Raw genomic sequence first — 17,831 nt, forward strand, 5'->3', positions numbered from 1 at the left:
GTTTTGCCAGCTATGACGACTACAACAACGTCGTCGACAACATCAGCCTGGTGCTCGGCGGCTTCGACCCCACGACCAAAAAATATGTCGGCAACGATGCCGTGATCAAATCGCAGATCGCGCAGGTCGAGGCCGACAAGAAGATGCCGGCCAAGGACAAGAAGGAAGCGCTCGACGAGCTCAACCAGGCCTTGAAGACCCCGGCACCCGCGGTCGAGAACAAGGCCAACATCGATCTCGTCGGCAAGTACTACGACAAGCTCGTTGCTGCGCTGGGCGACGACCAGAACTGACGATATAGCGCGCGCCACACCCACACCTGCGCTGCCCTGGCTTGACCGGGGCGGGCGTGACGAGCGAGCCCTCCAATAGAGGCCCTCTGGGATACTGGATCGCCCGCTTTCGCGGGCAATGACACCTTCCGCCAAACGAGAGTTGCGCCAACAGCAGACAGCCCCGGAGCATCCTCCGGGGCTTTTGTCGTTTGCGCCCCACCGCGTCGTCGGACCATGGACGCCAGACATCGGTCTTGTTGCGCTGCGGAACCGATAGCTGGCAATGACGGCACATCACGCGTGAGGAATCCGACTCAGCAAATTGAAAAATCGCGATGCCCGGGGCATCCTGCTACCCATGATTTCGATTTTGATCCTTGTGACGGTCATTGCCGTTGTCGCGTTGACGGAACGGAGCGTTGAACATCTTCCGTTTGCGGTCGCAGCTCTCCTCTTCGACGCCGCTTTGCTGCTGCTGTTTGTTGGCGATCTCGAGCGGTCGATCCTGCTGTCCGGCGTGCTGGCGATCGCCATCGCCGGCATATCGTCGGTCAAGTTCCATCACAGCGCGCTCAAACTGACCGTCTCCGATCTGCCGCTGGCGTTTGCCGGCACAGTCCCGTTCTTCGTGCTGCAATACCCGCGCATGATGCTGGGTGTCCTGGCGGGTGCCGTGGTCTTCATCGCTGCTTCGAGCGCAATCCTGCTCTACGCGGCGGGATCTCCCCTTCCGATCGCGTTTCGAATCCTCTTGCTTTGCCTTGCGCTCATTGTCTTTGCAAAGGCTTCCCTGTCACAGGGCGTCAGGTCCTTGCGGCTCACTCTGACGCAAGGTCGGAGCTTCTATGCGACCTTCATGGCCTCGCTGGTCGACCCCGCTTGCTGGCGACAGTTCGGCGCGTTGGCGCTGAGCGATATCGCTAGCGAACCCCTGCCATTGAGGGAGGGGCTGCCTGCGCGGTCCGCCTGTTCCCCTGATATCATCGTCGTCCAGCACGAATCCGTCTTCGACCCCCGGATTTTCGATCTGCCGGTCGAACCGTCAGTCGAAGCCTTCCTGTCCCCGCCAGATGGGGAATTCGGGCGACTGAACGTCGACATCTTCGGCGGAGGTTCGTGGCAGACCGAATTCAGCCTGCTGACCGGCCTTTCCAGTGCCAGCTTCGGTTCAAGCGGCTACTACCTCTTCCAGAAGGGCGCCGGCCGTTTTCACAGCAGCCTGCCGCGCTCGCTGGCGTCGCTCGGCTACAAGACGTCCCTGATATCCAGCTGCCGACGCGCCTTTCTCAGCTACGATAAGTTCTATGGCTCGATCGGCATCGACGAGCGCATCTTCGCCGACGAGCTTCCTCCGCCATTCGATGTCAGGCGTTTCGAGGCCACCAATTCCGACGCGGTGTTTCTGGATGCGGTCATCGATGCGTATGCCAAAAGGGTGGCTCACGACCCGACGCCGAGATTTCTTTATGCGCTGACCAACTTCAACCACGGTCCGCACAACAGGCAGCTCGTGCCACCAGGTCAATTCGAGAAGGAGCGCGCCTTTGCCGCGGCCAGCTTCCCCGACGCTGGATATGCCGAGTACTACACGCGATTGGCGCAGACCGCGTCTGCCTGGCAAGGCCTCAAGGAAAGACTAACCAACAGCTTCCCTGGACGCCCTGTTCTGATCGTGCACTACGGGGACCATCAACCGGTGCTGACGAAACAGATCGAGCGCCAGCTGAAGCTATCAGGCGATCACAGGCGCCCGTTCCGCACATTTTACGCGATCGAAGCCTTGAATATCCCCGACTTCAGCCCCGGCAGGGGCGCCGACCTCGACATCGCCTTTCTCGGAACTGTGGCCCTGCAACGGGCGGGCATTGCACTCGATCCGGTCTTTGCCACGCGCGCGAGCCTGCTGGACGATTGCGGCGACGCCTATTTCGCGTCAGCCTCCGAACGCAAACGTCGCTTCCATCGCACGCTGGTGGATCTGGGCTTGATCGACCTGGTGCCGAACGCCAGGCAAGCCCGCTAGCCCGGCGCTCTTTTCCGGCGCGCTGGACATGTTGAAAGCAGAGACTCGGGGGTACGGGGCAGCGATGGACTTCCGGCAGCTCGAATATTTCCTGCGCGTCGCGCAGCGCAAGAACATCTCGCTTGCCGCGGCCGATCTGAACATTGCGCAGCCGACGCTCACCAAGAGCATCAAGCTGCTCGAGGAGCAGCTTGGCGTGAAGCTGTTCGAGCGCCTGCCGCGCGGCGTGGCCCTGACATCGTTCGGAACCACGCTGCTCCGCCATGCGGAGGCCGTGCATGTCCAGCTCAGGGATGCCGGTCACGAGATTGCCGCGCAGCGCTCCGGCGCCGTCGGCGTGGTCGTGATCGGAGCGGGTCCGACATGGTTGCGGCGCTATCTCCCGGCGGCGCTGGCGCGCACCTTCTCGGCGCATCCGCTGGTTCGCGTCCGCATTGAGGCCGGTTTCGATGAATCGCTGCTTCGTGCGCTGCGACAAGGCGAGCTCGACTTCGTCGTCGCCGAGATTCCCTCGCCCGAGGACCGGCGGGAGTTCGAGGCCCTGACGCTCACATCGGACCGGCTCGGCGTCTGCTGCCGGCGCGGCCATCCGCTGACCCGGCGCCGGCGGGTCAACATGCGCGACCTCTTGCAATATCCGTGGATCAAGCCGCCACATGCGACGCGGGCTCATCGCCGGCTCGACGCGCTGTTCGTCGCGAACGATCTCCCGCCGCCCTCGAGTGTGCTTGAAAGCGGATCCGTCGCCCTTCAACTCAACGTCCTCAGGCAATCGGACGCACTCGCCACCACCGTATCGAAAACGCTGCAAACGCCTGAGGGCGAGGGCCTCGTGATGCTCGATGTTCCCGAGCTTGGGCTGACGCGCGATGCCGGCATCATCACGCGCAAGGACGGCTGGGTCTCAACGGCCGCCGCGGGGATCATCGATGCGCTCAAGGCCATCTGTGCCGCGGAGAGCGCGGGCCGCAAAGGCAAGCCATAGCTTTCATCTATACCTACGGCATAATTATCTCTTTGTAAGAATACCTGAATCCTGTTTTGCTTGGCGTCCGAGAGAGCCGGAATCGGCCGACATGCGGGCGGGAGGATTGGGATGCTGAGACAGAGCGGGAAGCGTGGCCTGACGCGCCGTCAGGTCGTTGGTGCTGGTGGTGCGGCCGCGCTCGGGCTCGCTGTCCCATGGCGCTACGCGGCGGCCGCCAAGGTCGCGCCGATGACCATCGTGATCAACCAGTCGCCCTGGTTCGACAGCTTCCGCAAGATGGTCGAGCTCTACGAGAAGGAGAGCGGCAACCAGGTCGAGCTCGACGTCAACCCCTTCGCGGGATCGCTGGAGAAGCAACGCAACTCCGTGCGTGCCGCGAACGGCCAGTACGACCTGCTGATCATGAACTCCGGATGGGTCGCCGAGATGTATTTCGGCGGCTTCGTCGAGCCGATCGCGGCGATCGATCCGTCCTTCAAGCTCGACCCCGATGTCTACACGCTCGACAACACCGTCTATTTCAACGCCGACAAGAAGACGATGACGGCGGGGGGCAAGCTGATGTCGGTGCCGATCTCGCCGCTGATTCCGCTGCTTTATTATCGCGGCGATCTCTACAAGGACGCGGGCCTGAAGGTGCCGGAGACGTTTGCCGAGCTCGAAGCCAACGCCAAGAAGCTGCACAAGCCGCCGAGCCGCTATGGCATCGTCCAGCGCGGCGCCCGGGGGCCTGCCACCGTCAGCTACGACTTCTATCCCTACCTCTACGGTTTTGGCGGCGGCATCTTCAAGAACCAGGCGGCCGGCGACTACACGGTCACGCTCAACAACGAGGCTGGTCGCACCGCGCTAGACTATTACCTGCGGCTCGCCAAGGAAGCCGGCCATCCGCAGACCGCCTCGCTCGAACAGGCCGAGGTGATCCAGAACATGCTGACCGGCAAGGCCGCCCATATCATGGTGGTGGTCTCGGCGTGGTCGCAGATGGATGATCCCGACAAATCCGCCGTAGTCGACAAGGTCGAGTTCGCGGTCACACCGCATGCGGAGGGCTTCTCAACCAGTCCCGGCCTCGGCCACTGGCTCGGCGGCATCGCGCGCAACGTGCCTGACGATCGCAAGCGCAGCGCGCTCGAATTCCTCCGCTGGTACCAGACCAAGGAGGCCCAGCTTGCGCACGCCAAGTTCGGCGGCATTCCCATCAGCGCGGCGACCTATCGCGATCCGATCGCGCAGGAGCGCCGCTATCGCTGGATGAAACCACTCGGCGAAGCCTTGCCGCACGCGGTCAACATCTATCAGTTCCCGGAGGCGAGCGAGGTGATCTCGATCCTCGAGCTCGGCCTCAACCAGGCCGTCGCCGGCAACACGACGTCGGTGCAGGCGCTCAATAGCATGGCCGAGCAGATCTTTGGCGTCATGTCGAAACGCAACTACAACACCGGCAAACTGCCCGCACTGCCCTGAGGCCGACGATGAAGCCGACCGCGAGCGCCACCGCGCACATCGCCGCGGTGGTCGCAGAGCCATCCGCACCGGCGAGCCAGTCGAGCGCGTCCGATTTCCAGCGCGGCCTCGACGAGCGGCTGTGGCGCTGGCTGACGCTGTCGCCGGCATTGCTGCTGTTGCTGGCACTCAGCGTGCTGCCGCTCGCCAATCTGTTCGCGACGAGCTTTTTCACCGTGAGCTGGAGTGGCGGCCATTCGAGCTTCTCCGCCGCGGGCCTGAACAATTACCGCGCGCTTGCCGGCGATACGCTGTTCCGCGCCGGCATTCTCAACACCATCCTGTTCGCGCTGTTTGCCGTCGGTGGTCAGATGCTGTGCGGCTTCGTGCTCGCACTGCTCTGCACCGGCGTCACCCGCGGACGTTTGCTTTATCGCACCATCTTCATCCTGCCGATCCTGGTTCCCGGTATCGTCGTCGGCGCGATATGGAAACTGCTGCTCAACTTCGATTTCGGCCTGGTCAACCAGGCCATCGCGCTGGTCGGCATCGATCCCCTCAACTGGCTCGGGTCGGCCAACACGGCCCTGGCTTCGGTGATCTTCGTCGACATCTGGCACTGGACGCCCTTCTGCTTCCTGCTGTTCCTGGCCGGTCTGCAATCGTTGCCGCAGGATGTCTACGAGGCCGCGAAGATCGATGGGGCCTCCGGTTGGCAGGAGCTCACCTATGTGACGCTGCCGATGATGCTGCCCACCATCATGGTGACCTTTGCCTTCCGCCTCGTGCTGGCCTTCAAGGTCTTCGACGAGGTCTATCTGCTGACCGGTGGCGGACCGGGGACATCGACCCAGGTCATGAGCTTCACGCTCTACCAGCGCTTCTTCCGCGAGGATCAGACCGGATATGGCTCGGCCATGTCGGTCGCGATCATCTTCATGACCTGCATTCTGCTCTCAGCCGCCTTCGCGGCGCGTGGACGGACGGGAGCCACGAAATGACGACGTCTCCGAGGGCGCGCGCCCTGGCCATTCATGCCCTGTTGATCGCGGCGGCCCTGCTCGTGCTCATCCCCGTCGTCTGGGTCGTGGCTGCCGGATTCCGCACCCAGATCTCGCTGCTCTCGGGTGCGTTCTGGTTCACGCCGGTCCTGAAGAACTTCAACGAGGTGCTGTTCTCCAAGACTTCCGACTTTCTCGTCAACTATCGCAACTCGCTCGTCGTCGGCACGCTGAGCACGCTGATCTGCCTCGTCGCGGCCACCCTGGCCGCGTGGTCGCTCAACCGGATGTCGTGGCCGCGCTGGTTCGTGCACGTCTTTCTCGGCTGGGCACTGGTGTTTCACATGTTTCCGCCATTGGCGCTCGCGAGCGCATGGTTCACGATCATGCGCACGGTCGGTCTCGATAACACGCTGACCGCCGTAGTGCTCGCGCATACCGTGCTCAACCTGCCGATGGCGCTGTGGCTGATGGGCGTGTTCGTGCGCGACGTTCCGGTCGAGCTCGAGGAAGCCGCCCGGCTCGACGGCGCCACGACGCCGGTCCTGTTGTGGCGGATTGTCCTGCCGATCATTGCGCCGGGCCTTGCCGCGACCGCCATCCTGACCTTCGTGTTCAGCTGGAACGATTTCGGGGTCGCCCTGACGCTGACCATGAAGCAGACCGCGACGGTGCCGGTCGCGATCGCCAAATTCGCCCAGGAATACGAGATTCTCTACACGCAGATGGCGGCCGCCGCCGCGCTGTCGATCCTGCCGGCCCTGGTGCTGCTCATCATCGGCCAGCGCTACATCGTGGCGGGTCTCACCCAGGGCGCCGTGAAATAAGACGCGACCAGCGAAGGAAATGCCATGAAGACGGTCTTCGTTCTTTTCGATTCCCTCAATCGCCATCTGCTAGGCGCCTATGGCGGCACCAGGATTCCGACGCCGAACTTCGACCGCCTCGCCGCGAAGACGCTGACCTTCGACCGGCATTACGTCGGCAGCCTGCCGTGCATGCCGGCGCGGCGCGATCTGCTCACCGGCCGGCTCAGCTTCCTGCACCGCAGCTGGGGCCCGCTCGAGCCGTTCGACAACGCCATGCCGGAGCTTTTGCATCACGCCGGTATCTACAGCCATCTCATCACCGATCATTTCCACTATTGGGAGGACGGCGGCGCGACCTATCACAACCGCTACGACAGCTATGAGTTCGTGCGCGGCCAGGAGGGCGATCCTTGGAAGGCAATGGTGCAGCCGCATTGGGAGCGTCTGCGCGAGATGTATCATGCGCGCCAGTTCACCACTGACCGGCGCAAATATCACTCGCAGAACATCATCAACCGCGAGTTCATCAAGGAGGAGAAGGATTTCCCGTCGGTGCAGTGCTTCGCCCACGCCTTCGACTTTCTCGATCGCAATTACGACGCCGACAACTGGTTGCTCCAGCTGGAGACCTTCGATCCGCACGAGCCGTTCCACGCGCCTGTCAGGTTCAAGGCGCCGTTCGACAGCGGCTGGAACGGGCCGATCCGCGACTGGCCGCGCTATGGCCGGGTCGACGAGCTGCCGGCCGAATGCGAGGAATTGCGCGCAAACTATTATGCCGTTGTGTCGATGTGCGATTTCCTGCTCGGGCAGTTGCTCGACGATTTCGACCGCCGCGACATGTGGAAGGACACCGCGCTCGTCGTCACGACAGATCACGGCTTCCTGCTCGGCGAGCACGATTTCTGGGCCAAGAACCGCATGAACCTCTATGAAGAGATCGTGCACATTCCGTTGTTCGTGCACGATCCGCGGCGCCCGCAACCCGGCGCGCGAAGCGGGGTCCTCACTCAGTCGATCGACCTCGCGCCGACATTCCTCGACCTGTTCGATGTGGCGCCGCCGCGCGAGATGGAGGGCCATTCGATCCTGAAGGCCGCGCGATCCACGCAGGCCTTACGCGAAGCGGCGTTGTTCGGCTATTTCGGCGGCGCGGTGAACATCACCGACGGGCACTACACCTATCACCGCTTTCCCGCCGATCTGAAGACGCAGGAGATCTTCCAGTACACGGTGATGCCGACGCATATCCGCTCGCCGTTCCTGCCGGAGGAGCTCGCCGGCGCGTCGCTGTCGGAGGGTTTCCCGTTCACCAAGGGCGCAAAGCTGCTCAAGGTCCCCGTGATCGAACGCTCGCCGATGTATCTCAACTACGGCCCGGGCGCGCTCCTCGAGAACGACACGCGGCTCTATGATCTCGCGAGGGATCCTGGCCAGCAGCAGCCCGTGAAGAACGAGGAGCAGGAGGCGCGTCTGGTGGCGTTGATGGCGCGGCTGATGGCTGCCAACGAGGCCCCGCCCGAAGCGTTCGGCAGGCTCGACCTGCACGAGCCGACAGCCCAACGCGAGATGTCGTCGTGACCGACGACGATCTGCGCGCCAAGGTCGGCGATCTCAGGCAGTTTGCGAGCGTGCGCCGCATCGTGCTCGACGAGGGTGTGGAGCGCGGCGTCGCCGCGCTTGCCTTCTCCAATGGAAGTGGACTCGATTTCTGGGCGCTCGCGGACCGATCGCTCGACATCGGGCCGCTGTGGTGGAAAGGCATGCCGATCGCCTGGCAGAGCATGGCCGGCTTCCGCAGTCCGCATTTGCACCATCCGGAGGAGGATGGCGGGCGCGGCTACAGCCGCACCAATTCCGGATTCCTCGTCACTTGCGGCCTCGATCATTTTCGACAGCCCGTGCCGGGTCATCCCATGCACGGCCGGCTGCCGTTCACGCCGGCGCGCGTGACCGCACACGGCGAAGACTGGAATCGGGGTGAGCCCGTACTGTTCTGCGAGGGCGAGGTCATGCAGTTCCGGTTCGGCGGCGAAGCACTGCGTCTGAAGCGTCAGCTCGAGGCGCCGATCGGCGGCAGCCTGCTGCGCATTCGCGACGAGGTGACCAACCTGTCGAGCGAGCCCACGCCGCAGGCAAGCCTCTATCACTTCAATTTCGGTTACCCGGCGCTCGCGCCGGGATCGTCCGTGACCCTTGGCTCGCGGCGGCTGCTCGAGGTCGAGGCGCTGCCGGATACATCCTTGTTGTCCGAATCCGTCAGCTTTCCGGCTGACGGTGATGGCGCTTCCGCCGTTTGCAGGCTCGCGACACCGCTGGAGCACGGCGCGACGCTGGAGATTGCCGTCAGCTTCGACGTCAGCACGCTTCCGCATCTTCAGCTCTGGCACGATCTGCGGCCGCAGGCTTGCGTGCTCGCGATCGAGCCCTGCACGAGCGCCAAGGTGAATGGGTCAGAAGCGGTGCTGATGCCCGGCGAGAGCCGCGCCTACGCTTTGGAGATCGGATTTGCGATGAAAGCCTGACGGTCGCACGCGTTCGGCAGCCGGTCGCTATTTTGCGAACGCCGTCTCCATCGCCTTCCTTGTCTTGATCGTCTCGTTGCCCGCGTCGAACTCGACGTCGCTCCAGCGCACGATCTCGCCATGGGCGACGTCGTGCTTCAGCTTGAGGCGGTGGGCGAGGCCGATCGGCAGGGCGCCTGCCTTCAGGCTCGCGGCCGCCGGCACCAGCTTGCCCCACACCGTGTAGCCGCCTTCGCCGTCCAGCATCTCGCCGGCGCGCAAATTGCGTTTTGCGACCGAGGCGACGTCGCCGCGGAAGCCGAAAGCCTGCCCGGTCGGCTCGCCCCGCAGCGCCGCCGACAGCACCGAGATGTTCAGCTCGAGCCCGATCAGATGATAGGGCTTGTACATCGCCGCAAAGCGCCCGCTGGCATCGGTCTTCAGGCCGTATTGCTTGAAACAGTCCGCCGCGTAGTCGTTCGGTGCCTCCAGCACGACATAGACGCCCCAGCGCAAGTCGCGAAACACCGGCCGGCCGTCGCGTTCGAGCGAGGAAACCACTTCCACGACACCCGACCGCTCCAGCACGCCGCCGCGCGACCGCGGCCGCATGATGTGCGGCAAATCGTCGACGCCGCAGGGCGGAAACAGCAATCCCTCTGAGGGCACGTCGAGGGCGCAGGCATTTGCGATCGCAGCCATCTCGATCGCCGATTTGGTGCCGTCGAGGAAGGAGTTGAACATCTGCGGGTTCATGCCGGCCGACTGCGCCTCGCCCGCGGTCAGACCATAATGCTGCCAGACGCCGTGGGGCGTCACGTCGTGATAGGCAGGCAGATATTTTGTCCCTTTGCCGGCGGCGACGACGTGGAAGCCGGTGGCACGAGCCCAGTCGACCATCTCGGCCGTCAGCGCCGGCTGGTCGCCATAGGCGAGCGAATAGACCACGCCCGCCTTGCGCGCTTCCTCGGCAAGCAGCGGGCCGGCGAGCACGTCAGCCTCGACATTGACCATCACGATATGCTTGCCCGCCGCGATCGCGGCGCGCGCGTGGCGGATGCCGACGGCCGGGTTGCCGGTCGCCTCCACCACGACATCCATCGCGCCGCCGGCAATTGCGCGTGCGCCATCATCGGTGAAGACGGTCGCGGCGATGCGCTCGGCGCTCCACCCCACGGTGCGGCAGGCCTCGCGCGCGCGGTCGCGGTCGATATCGACGATGATGGGCACCTCGAGCCCCGGCGTGTGCGGCACCTGCGCCAGAAACATCGAGCCGAATTTGCCGGCGCCGACAAGCGCGACACGGACAGGCTTGCCGGCGGACGCGCGGGCCTGGAGGAGGCGGAAGAGGTTCATGGCGGTGTGTCCTGACAATGATCGTGTCCCGGACGCGGTGCGGCGCCACCAGCGCGTTCACGCGCGTCTTCGACGCGCTATGGTGCCGCTCCGCAGAGCCGGGACCCAGAAAAGAAAACTATCCGCGTGGCATGGGCCCCGGCTCTGCAGCGCACCGTCGAAGAGACGCTGCGCTGCGGCCGGGGCACGAGCGTGTCTTACTCCGCCGCCTGCCTTGGCGCACGAGCCAGCCGCACCAGGGCGTCATCATCCACCGTCTTGATCGGCGTGAAATCGCGATGCGCGATATATTCCGGCCGCGTCGGGGTGCGGATGTAGTTCGAGACGGCGTTGAGCGTCAGGTACACGATCTTGCGCGGGTAGGGCGTGATGTTGCCGCTTGATCCGTGCACCAGATTGCCGTGGAACATCAGCATGCCGCCGGGTTTGCCGGTCGGCGCGACGATGCCGCCCTGCTTGACGAGGCGCGTCACGGTGTCCTCGTCCAGTGTCCACAGCGGATAGGAGGTGGTGGCGAGGTCATGCGAGGCCTCGAGATCGCCGGCATTCTGGCTGCGCGGCACCAGCATCAGGGGGCCGTTGATCGGCATCACCTCGTCGAGGAAGATCGCAATGTTCATCGCGCGCGGCTCCGGCATGCCGTCGTCGCGCTTCCAGGTGCCGTAATCCTGGTGCCACTGCCAGACGTCGCCGGTGAAGGCCGATTTCGCGTTGATCTTGAACTGGTGCATGTAGACGGGCTCGCCGAACACCTGCTCGACCGGATCGATCATGCGCGGATGGGCGCCGAGCACGCCGAAAGCCTCGTTGTAGAGATGCGCGGCAAAGGCCGTGCGCGGCGCGCCGCTCTTCTCGCGCCAGACCTCCGGCCGGTTGGTATCGTAAATCCCGACGGCCTCATGGGCGAGGAAATCGACCTCTTCCTGGGTGAACAATTCGGGCAGGAACAGCCAGCCCTCGCGGTCGAAGAACTCCAATTGCTCCTGGGACAGTTTCATGGGTCGTCCTCCTGTTATTTTGTCATTCCGGGGCGCGACGAAGCCGCGAGCCCGGAATCTATTTATCCGCAGCGCGTGCCGTTCGATGGATTCCGGGCTCGCGCCCCGGAATGACGGCTACGCCGCCACCTCGTCCGTCGCCCTCAATCTCTCCTCGGTCATCCGTCCCGCTGTCTGCGCGTGCGCAAGCGCCGCGCGCTCGGCCGCATCAGCGTCGCCCGCGAGAATGTGTTTTGCGATGTCGGCATGCTCCGCCCAAGCGCTGCCGCGGTAATCGAGCTCCGACAGCACGGTTGCCATCGAGCGGCGCATATGGGGCCATTGCGGCGTGATCGTTTCCTCGATCACGGGATTGCCGGCGAGCTGATAGATGGCGCGGTGGAATTCGACATCGAGCGCGATCAGGTCAGCGAGCGCAGTCTTGCGATCGATGCCGCGTGCGGCGGCGAGCGCTGCCTCCAGCCGCGCGCATCCGGCCGCGTCGGTTCCGGCACGCTGGGCTGCAAGGCGGGCCGCGAGCGCGTCGATGGCGCCGCGCACCTCGTAGAGCTGGCGGATGCGCGCGGGATCGAGCTGGGTGACTTCAAAGCCGCGCTTGCCGCTTTCGGCCACGAGACCCTGCCGGTGCAACAGATGCAGCGCATGCGACACCGGCTGGCGCGAGACGCCGAGCTTGTCGGCAAGCTCGTTCTGCCGGATGCGCTGGCCGGGCTGGAGCGTGCGATCGGAGATCGCTTCCAGGATCCTTGCGTAGACCTGGTCGATCAGGTTCGGGAGCGGGTCGAGAGGAATCACGCCGGCGGCTCCGAAAAGGGAATACGGAATTCCGTATTCAAAGGTATCTCAGGAGGGCAGAGCCGTCAATGCCGGGCTTTGTCGCGTAAGCCTTTGATTTTATTGAAGGGGTCTACTGTGCATGGGGTTGTTTTCGAGTTCAGCGCTCAAGCACCTCCACATCCAGCGTCGCAATCCGCTCGGCATCGGCCAACGCCTCGATCCCGGCGATGCGGCCGCCGCTGAAGCTGAAGCGCAGCGCAATGCGCAGATGTCCGCCGAGGATGACAGCGACCCCCATCTCGCCATCGACCAGCGCGGTGCGTGCCGCCTGCGCGCGGCCCTTGTAGAGCTGGGCGACTGCCGCCGCGCCGCGGATCTCCGGCAGCGTGCCGAGCCGCACCACGGCGTCGTCGGCGCGGAACACGACGTCAGGGTCGAGCACCGCCAGCAGCCCTTCGAAATCGCCCTCGCGTGAGGCCTTGAGGAACGCATCGACGATCATGCGCTGATGCGACAGGTCCGCCTCCGGCACCGGTGCGCCCTGCACGCGCCGCCTTGCCCGGCTCGCCAATTGCCGGGAGGCATCGACCGAGCGGCCGACGATCGGCGCGATCTCCTCGAAGGGCACCGCGAACATGTCGTGCAGCACGAAGGCAAGCCGCTCCGCAGGCTGCAATGTCTCGAGCACGACGAGAAGGGCCGCGCCGACGGAATCGGCCATCTCCGCCTCGCGCGCCTGCGTCTCGTCGACCGGCTCGGGCACATCCGGGCTCATCGGATCTTCCTTGCGCGACTTGCGCGCGCGCAGCATGTCGAGGCAGATCCGTGCGACCACGGTGGTCAGCCAGCCCTTGAGGTTTGCGACATCGGACGTATCGCTCCGGCTCAGCCGCAGCCAGGCTTCCTGCACGGCGTCGTCGACCTCGCCGCGCGCACCCAATATCCGGTAGGCGACGGCGCGCAAGTAATCGCGGTTGGCCTCGAACTGCCGGGTCAGAAAATTTTCGTCAGTCATCAGTCACATTCCCTCGTCGCGATCCGTCATGCCCATGACGAAGCCAATCCGGCCGATGTGACCGGAACCTTCGAAGTTCGATAGATGGAGACGCGACATGATGCACGCCCGCATGAATCACCCGGTGATGGTCCTGCCCGAGGCCATGAACCACCTGCAAGCCCTCGCCAACCTCACCAAGCAGGGTCTGCCGGAAAAGCTCCTGGAACTGGTGCATCTGCGCGCCAGCCAGATCAACGGCTGCAGCGTCTGTGTCGACATGCATCCCAAGATCGCCCGCAAGCTCGGCGAAACCGACGAGCGGCTGTTCGCAGTCTCCGCCTGGCGCGAGGTGCCCTATTTCACCGACGCCGAACGCGCGGCGCTGGCGCTGACGGAGGCGGTCACGCGCGTTGCCGATCGTGAGGACCCGGTGCCGGATGCGATCTGGAACGAGGCCTCCAAACATTTTGACGAACGCGAGCTTGCAACCCTGATCCTCGCGATCGCGACAATCAACGTCTGGAACCGGCTGAATGCGACCATCAAGATGCCAGTCGGCGTCTGGAAGGTGTGAGGCCTTTTACTCCCACTCTCCCCCGGGACGCGGGGAGAGTGCTACGCCGTGAGGAACTGGCTCACGGCGTCGCCGAATTCCTGCGGCGCCTGCTCGAACATCCAGTGTCCGGCATTGGGAATCACCGCCGTCTGCGCGCCCGCGATGTGCGCGGCCAGCACGCGCCACATCACCGACAGGCTGCCGGTGGTGGCGCCGCCGCCGATCAGCAGCGTCGGCGTCTTGATCGCCTGCGCATCGCTGAGCGTATAAGGCCGGCGCTGCTCATTGATCTGGCCGAGGAAGGTCAGCGCGTTGTCGCGCAATTGCTGTTTTGCAGCCGCCGGCACGCGCCGCCACGAGCCATCGCCTTCGATGCCTTCATGGAAGTTTTGCAGCGCGCCCTCGATGTCGCCGGCGCGGATCATCTCGACCGAGCGTATCGTCTTCGCCGCGAGCGGTGGATATGCCGGCGTGCCTTCCGGCACCGGCAGGCTGGCGTCGAGATCGCCGCCCGGCTCGGCCAGCACCAGTTTTCGCAATAGGTCAGGCCGCGCCTGCGCGACACGAAACGCGATGTGCCCGCCACGCGAATGGCCCATCAGGTCGACCGGTCCTGACTTGACCTGTTCGATGAAGGCAATCACGTCGGAGACGTGCTGCGCCATCTTGTAATCGTCGCCGACGGCGTCCCAATGCTCGGGAAAGAAATGCCGCAAGCTGACCGCGATCACGCGGTGGTTCTTCGACAGCGGGCCGAGCACCGAATACCAGGTGCGGAAATCGCCGAGCGTGCCGTGCACGCAGACCAGCGGATGGCCCTCGCCGACTTCGAGATAGGCCATGTCGTAACCATTGACGCGAAAGCTCTGCATGATCAGCTCGCCAGGAAATCCAGGACCACTTCGGAGTATTTTTGCGGCGCCTGCTCGAACATCGGATGCGTCGCGTTCGGGATGATCGCCGTTTTGGAATAGGGTACGTGCGCGGCCAGCGCATGCAGCACTTTCGGCAGCAGGCCCTTGGTCCGCGCGCCCAGGATGAACAGTGTCGGCATCCTGATCGCCTCCGAATCCGCTTTCGAGAACGGCGGACGGTTGTCGCGGACCTGACCGATCAGCGTATAGGCATTGTCTCGTAGATTTTGCTTCACCATCGCCGGCAGCCGCGACCAGGTGCCGGCGCCTTCCAGCGTGTCGACGAAGACGGCAAGCCCGCCGTCGACATCGCCTGCCGCGATCTTCTCGGCCGAGGCGGTGAAACGCGCCAGCGGCGGCGAGGGGCCGCCGGCATAGTCAGGGTCAAGGCTCGCGTCGAGCTCGCCGCCGGGTTCGGCGAGCACCAGTCGCCGCAGCAGATCGGGCCGCTGCTGCGCCACGCGGAAGCAGATGTGGCCGCCGCGGGAATGGCCCATCAGATCGACGGGGCCGAGATCGAGCTTCTCGATGAAGGCGATGACGTCACTGACATGCTGGGCGATCGAATAGGTGTCGCCGACGCCGTCCCATTTTGCCGGGAAGAAGTGCCGGAGGCTGGGGACGATCATCCGGTGCCGCTGCGTCAGCGGCCCAAGCACGCAGCCCCAGACGCGGAAGTCCGAAAGCGAGCCGTGTACGCAGACCAGCGGCGGCCTGTCTCGGTCCTCGCCCACGTCGAGATAGGGCATGTCGTATCCAAGGACGTGGAGGCTTTGCATTCGGGGCTCGTCGGAAGGGGCGCGGAACTCCTGTGCAAGATTCCCGGAAACCGGGTGGATCGCAACTATTTCCAAGCCTAGATTTGGGCCTAGATGACAATGGGGGCACGCGAGAAGGACGCAAGCCCAGGAACCAAGCCATGACCGACCAGCATTTTGCTCTGTTCGACACCAAGATCGGCCTCTGCGCCATCGCCTGGGGACCGCGCGGCATCAACGGCACGCAGCTGCCGATGGGCGGCGAACAGAAGATCCGCACCCGCATCAGCCAGCGTCATGCTGATGCCACCGAAGCCGAACCGACGCCCGAGGTGCAGCACGCGATCGACCGCATGACGAAATTGCTTGCGGGTGGGCACGACGACCTCGCCGATATCGAGCTCGATCTCGACGGCGTGCCCGAGTTCAATCGCGGCGTCTACGAGATCGCCCGCGCGATCCCGCCCGGCAAGACCATCACTTATGGCGACATCGCCAAGCAGCTCGGCGGCGTCCAGCTGTCGCGCGACGTCGGCCAGGCGCTCGGCCGCAACCCGTGCCCGATCGTCGTGCCCTGCCATCGCGTGCTCGCTGCTGGCAACAAGCCCGGCGGCTTCTCGGCGAATGGCGGTGTGGTGACCAAGCTGAAGATGCTCGAGATCGAGGGCGCGCTGGTGAACCATACGCCGAGCTTGTTTGATTGAGGTAGTGTTGGTCGTGCCCCGGACGCAGTGCGGCACAAAGTGCTGCACTGCTGAGCAGGGGCCCAGACCAGGCGAGATGGTCCCGGCTCTGCGGCGCTCCGCTATGCGCTGCGCCGCGTCCGGGACACGAGACCTTCCTCAAATCTTCGCCGCCGTCTTCGGCCAATACCGGTCGCGCAGATGCCGCTTGACCAGCTTGCCCGTTGGCGTGCGCGGCAACTCGGCTTCGAAATCGATCGAGCGGGGACACTTGATCGCCGAGAGGCGCGTCTTGCAGTAGGCGATCAGCTCGGCCTCGAGCGCCTTGCCGGCCCGGCTCATATCGTGCGGCTGCACCACGGCCTTCACTTCTTCGCCCATCTCCTCGTTGGGGACGCCGAATACGGCGACGTCAGCGATCTCGGGGTGGGTGATGAGGACATCCTCGGTCTCCTGCGGGTAGATATTCACCCCGCCGGAGATGATCATGTAGGACTTGCGGTCCGTGAGGAACAGGAAGCCGTCCTTGTCGAGATAGCCGACGTCTCCGAGCGTCGACCAGCCCTTGGCGTTGTAGGCCTTCTTCGTCTTCTCCGGGTCGTTGTGATAGGTGAAGGCGGGCGCGTCGGCGAAATAGACCGTGCCGATTTCGCCGACTGGCTGCTCCTCGTCGTTTTCGTCCAGGATCTTGATCTTGCCGACGACGGCACGGCCGACGCTGCCGCGATGCTCCAGCCATTGCTGCGAACTGCAGACGGTGACGCCATTGCCTTCTGAGCCTGCGTAGTACTCGATCAGGATCGGTCCCCACCATTCGATCATCTTGGCCTTGACGTCGACCGGGCAGGGCGCGGCGGCGTGGATCGCGCCTTTCAACGTCGAGACATCGTACTTGGCGCGGACGTCGTCCGGCAGCTTCAGCATGCGCACGAACATGGTTGGCACCAGTTGCGACTGCGTGACCTTGTAGTTCTCGACCAGCCTCAGAAAATCCTCGGCGTCGAAATGCTCCATGATGATGGAGGTGCCGCCGAGCACGATCGCCATCATGTTGAACCGCAGCGGAGCCGCGTGATAGAGCGGCGCTGGCGACAGGTAGGTGCTCCCGGCATTCATGCCGCACATGTCGGCGCAGAGCACGCGCAGGAAGGCATTCGGCGCGTCGATCTTGTTGCCCTCGAAGGCCTTCTTGATGCCCTTGGGGCGGCCGGTGGTGCCTGAGGAATACAGCATGTCGTAGCCGGCGACTTCGTCCGCGATCGGCGTGGTCGGCTGTGCGGCGGTTTCCCTGTCGTAGGAACGGAAGCCGGGCTGGGGCTCATCGACCATGTAGAAAATCGGCTCGCCGGGCTTGCCCTTGACCAGGTTCTTGATCTGCTCGGCGCATTTCGGCGTGGTGATCACGACCTTGGCGCCGCAATCGCCGATGATGTAGTCGATCTCGTCCTGCTTCAGATAGCGACTGATCGCGGTGTAATAGAGCCCGCTGCGCTGCGCCGCCCAGCAGATCTCCATGAAGGCGAGGCGGTTTTCCATCAAAAGCGCGATGTGGTCGCCTGCCTTCAGGCCGAGCGAACGGAACAGGTTTGCGCCCTGGTTCGAGAGTTCGTCCAGCTCGCGATAGGTGATCGCCTTGCCGGTCCCGGCCATCTGGTAGGCGATCTTGTTGGGCGTGGTGCGGGCGTGGATGGAGGGGTGGGTCATGAAAGTTGGTCTCACAACAACAAAGGTGTCATCCCGGCGAAG

Annotated in this window: 17 protein-coding genes (1 of these 17 only partly in view); 10 read left to right on the forward strand and 7 right to left on the reverse strand. The window is 64.3% G+C overall.

Translation table 11 applies throughout. The features are described 5' to 3' along the window. The 8 genes from Q0687_RS06045 to Q0687_RS06080 form a co-directional block, all read left to right on the forward strand. On the forward strand, window positions 1–293 hold the 3' portion of the coding sequence (locus Q0687_RS06045) for a hypothetical protein (protein ID WP_298873437.1). 298 nt of this gene lie to the left of the window's left edge; the window shows 293 of its 591 coding nt (coding positions 299–591); its start codon lies beyond the left edge, outside the window; its stop codon occupies window positions 291–293. Between the two features lie 304 nt (window positions 294–597). Continuing rightward, window positions 598–2,298 (forward strand): sulfatase-like hydrolase/transferase, encoded by a 1,701-nt coding sequence (locus Q0687_RS06050; protein WP_298873439.1) that lies wholly within the window; start codon window positions 598–600, stop codon window positions 2,296–2,298. A 64-nt stretch (window positions 2,299–2,362) separates the two neighbouring features. After that, window positions 2,363–3,283 carry a LysR family transcriptional regulator gene (locus tag Q0687_RS06055; protein ID WP_298873441.1) on the forward strand — a complete coding sequence of 307 codons (921 nt, stop codon included), beginning with the start codon at window positions 2,363–2,365 and terminating at the stop codon, window positions 3,281–3,283. Between the two features lie 111 nt (window positions 3,284–3,394). Continuing rightward, window positions 3,395–4,753, forward strand: a complete 1,359-nt coding sequence (locus Q0687_RS06060) for an extracellular solute-binding protein (protein WP_298873443.1) — start codon at window positions 3,395–3,397, stop codon at window positions 4,751–4,753. 8 nt (window positions 4,754–4,761) lie between these two features. Further along, a complete protein-coding gene (locus tag Q0687_RS06065; protein ID WP_298873445.1) occupies window positions 4,762–5,733 on the forward strand; it encodes a sugar ABC transporter permease in 972 nt (323 codons plus the stop codon). Further along, window positions 5,730–6,560: a carbohydrate ABC transporter permease gene (locus tag Q0687_RS06070; RefSeq protein ID WP_298873447.1), complete on the forward strand. Its 831-nt coding sequence runs from the start codon at window positions 5,730–5,732 to the stop codon at window positions 6,558–6,560. The genes Q0687_RS06065 and Q0687_RS06070 overlap by 4 nt, the downstream gene beginning before the upstream one ends. Window positions 6,561–6,584: 24 nt before the next feature. Further along, window positions 6,585–8,123: a sulfatase gene (locus Q0687_RS06075; RefSeq protein ID WP_298873449.1), complete on the forward strand. Its 1,539-nt coding sequence runs from the start codon at window positions 6,585–6,587 to the stop codon at window positions 8,121–8,123. Continuing rightward, window positions 8,120–9,067: a DUF4432 family protein gene (locus Q0687_RS06080; RefSeq protein WP_298873451.1), complete on the forward strand. Its 948-nt coding sequence runs from the start codon at window positions 8,120–8,122 to the stop codon at window positions 9,065–9,067. Before Q0687_RS06075 ends, Q0687_RS06080 begins: the two co-directional genes overlap by 4 nt. A gap of 27 nt (window positions 9,068–9,094) precedes the next feature. On the opposite strand, the gene Q0687_RS06085 is transcribed toward Q0687_RS06080, so the two are convergent. From Q0687_RS06085 to Q0687_RS06100, 4 genes are all read right to left on the reverse strand, one after another. After that, the gene (locus Q0687_RS06085; protein ID WP_298873452.1) at window positions 9,095–10,402 is read right to left on the reverse strand and encodes a Gfo/Idh/MocA family oxidoreductase; all 1,308 of its coding nucleotides are present in this window, start codon (window positions 10,400–10,402) and stop codon (window positions 9,095–9,097) included. A 197-nt stretch (window positions 10,403–10,599) separates the two neighbouring features. After that, a complete protein-coding gene (locus Q0687_RS06090) occupies window positions 10,600–11,400 on the reverse strand; it encodes a phytanoyl-CoA dioxygenase family protein (RefSeq protein ID WP_298873454.1) in 801 nt (266 codons plus the stop codon). 117 nt (window positions 11,401–11,517) lie between these two features. Then, window positions 11,518–12,195: a GntR family transcriptional regulator gene (locus Q0687_RS06095; protein ID WP_298873456.1), complete on the reverse strand. Its 678-nt coding sequence runs from the start codon at window positions 12,193–12,195 to the stop codon at window positions 11,518–11,520. A 139-nt stretch (window positions 12,196–12,334) separates the two neighbouring features. Further along, window positions 12,335–13,192 carry a sigma-70 family RNA polymerase sigma factor gene (locus Q0687_RS06100; protein ID WP_298873458.1) on the reverse strand — a complete coding sequence of 286 codons (858 nt, stop codon included), beginning with the start codon at window positions 13,190–13,192 and terminating at the stop codon, window positions 12,335–12,337. Between the two features lie 100 nt (window positions 13,193–13,292). Between Q0687_RS06100 and Q0687_RS06105 the strand changes: the two genes are divergently transcribed. Then, complete coding sequence (locus tag Q0687_RS06105; RefSeq protein ID WP_298873588.1) at window positions 13,293–13,748, forward strand: carboxymuconolactone decarboxylase family protein; 456 nt, start codon at window positions 13,293–13,295, stop codon at window positions 13,746–13,748. Between the two features lie 41 nt (window positions 13,749–13,789). Here Q0687_RS06105 and Q0687_RS06110 read toward each other — a convergent pair whose 3' ends face one another. After that, the gene (locus tag Q0687_RS06110; protein WP_298873460.1) at window positions 13,790–14,602 is read right to left on the reverse strand and encodes an alpha/beta hydrolase; all 813 of its coding nucleotides are present in this window, start codon (window positions 14,600–14,602) and stop codon (window positions 13,790–13,792) included. A gap of 2 nt (window positions 14,603–14,604) precedes the next feature. Next, the gene (locus tag Q0687_RS06115; protein WP_298873462.1) at window positions 14,605–15,423 is read right to left on the reverse strand and encodes an alpha/beta hydrolase; all 819 of its coding nucleotides are present in this window, start codon (window positions 15,421–15,423) and stop codon (window positions 14,605–14,607) included. A gap of 140 nt (window positions 15,424–15,563) precedes the next feature. Between Q0687_RS06115 and Q0687_RS06120 the strand changes: the two genes are divergently transcribed. Continuing rightward, window positions 15,564–16,106 carry a methylated-DNA--[protein]-cysteine S-methyltransferase gene (locus Q0687_RS06120; RefSeq protein WP_298873464.1) on the forward strand — a complete coding sequence of 181 codons (543 nt, stop codon included), beginning with the start codon at window positions 15,564–15,566 and terminating at the stop codon, window positions 16,104–16,106. Window positions 16,107–16,244: 138 nt separating this feature from the next. Here Q0687_RS06120 and Q0687_RS06125 read toward each other — a convergent pair whose 3' ends face one another. Next, a complete protein-coding gene (locus Q0687_RS06125) occupies window positions 16,245–17,789 on the reverse strand; it encodes an acyl-CoA synthetase (protein WP_298873466.1) in 1,545 nt (514 codons plus the stop codon). Between the last annotated feature and the right edge of the window lie 42 nt (window positions 17,790–17,831).

The sequence above is a fragment of the uncultured Bradyrhizobium sp. genome (assembly GCF_936928535.1).
Taxonomy (GTDB): Bacteria; Pseudomonadota; Alphaproteobacteria; order Rhizobiales; family Xanthobacteraceae; genus Bradyrhizobium.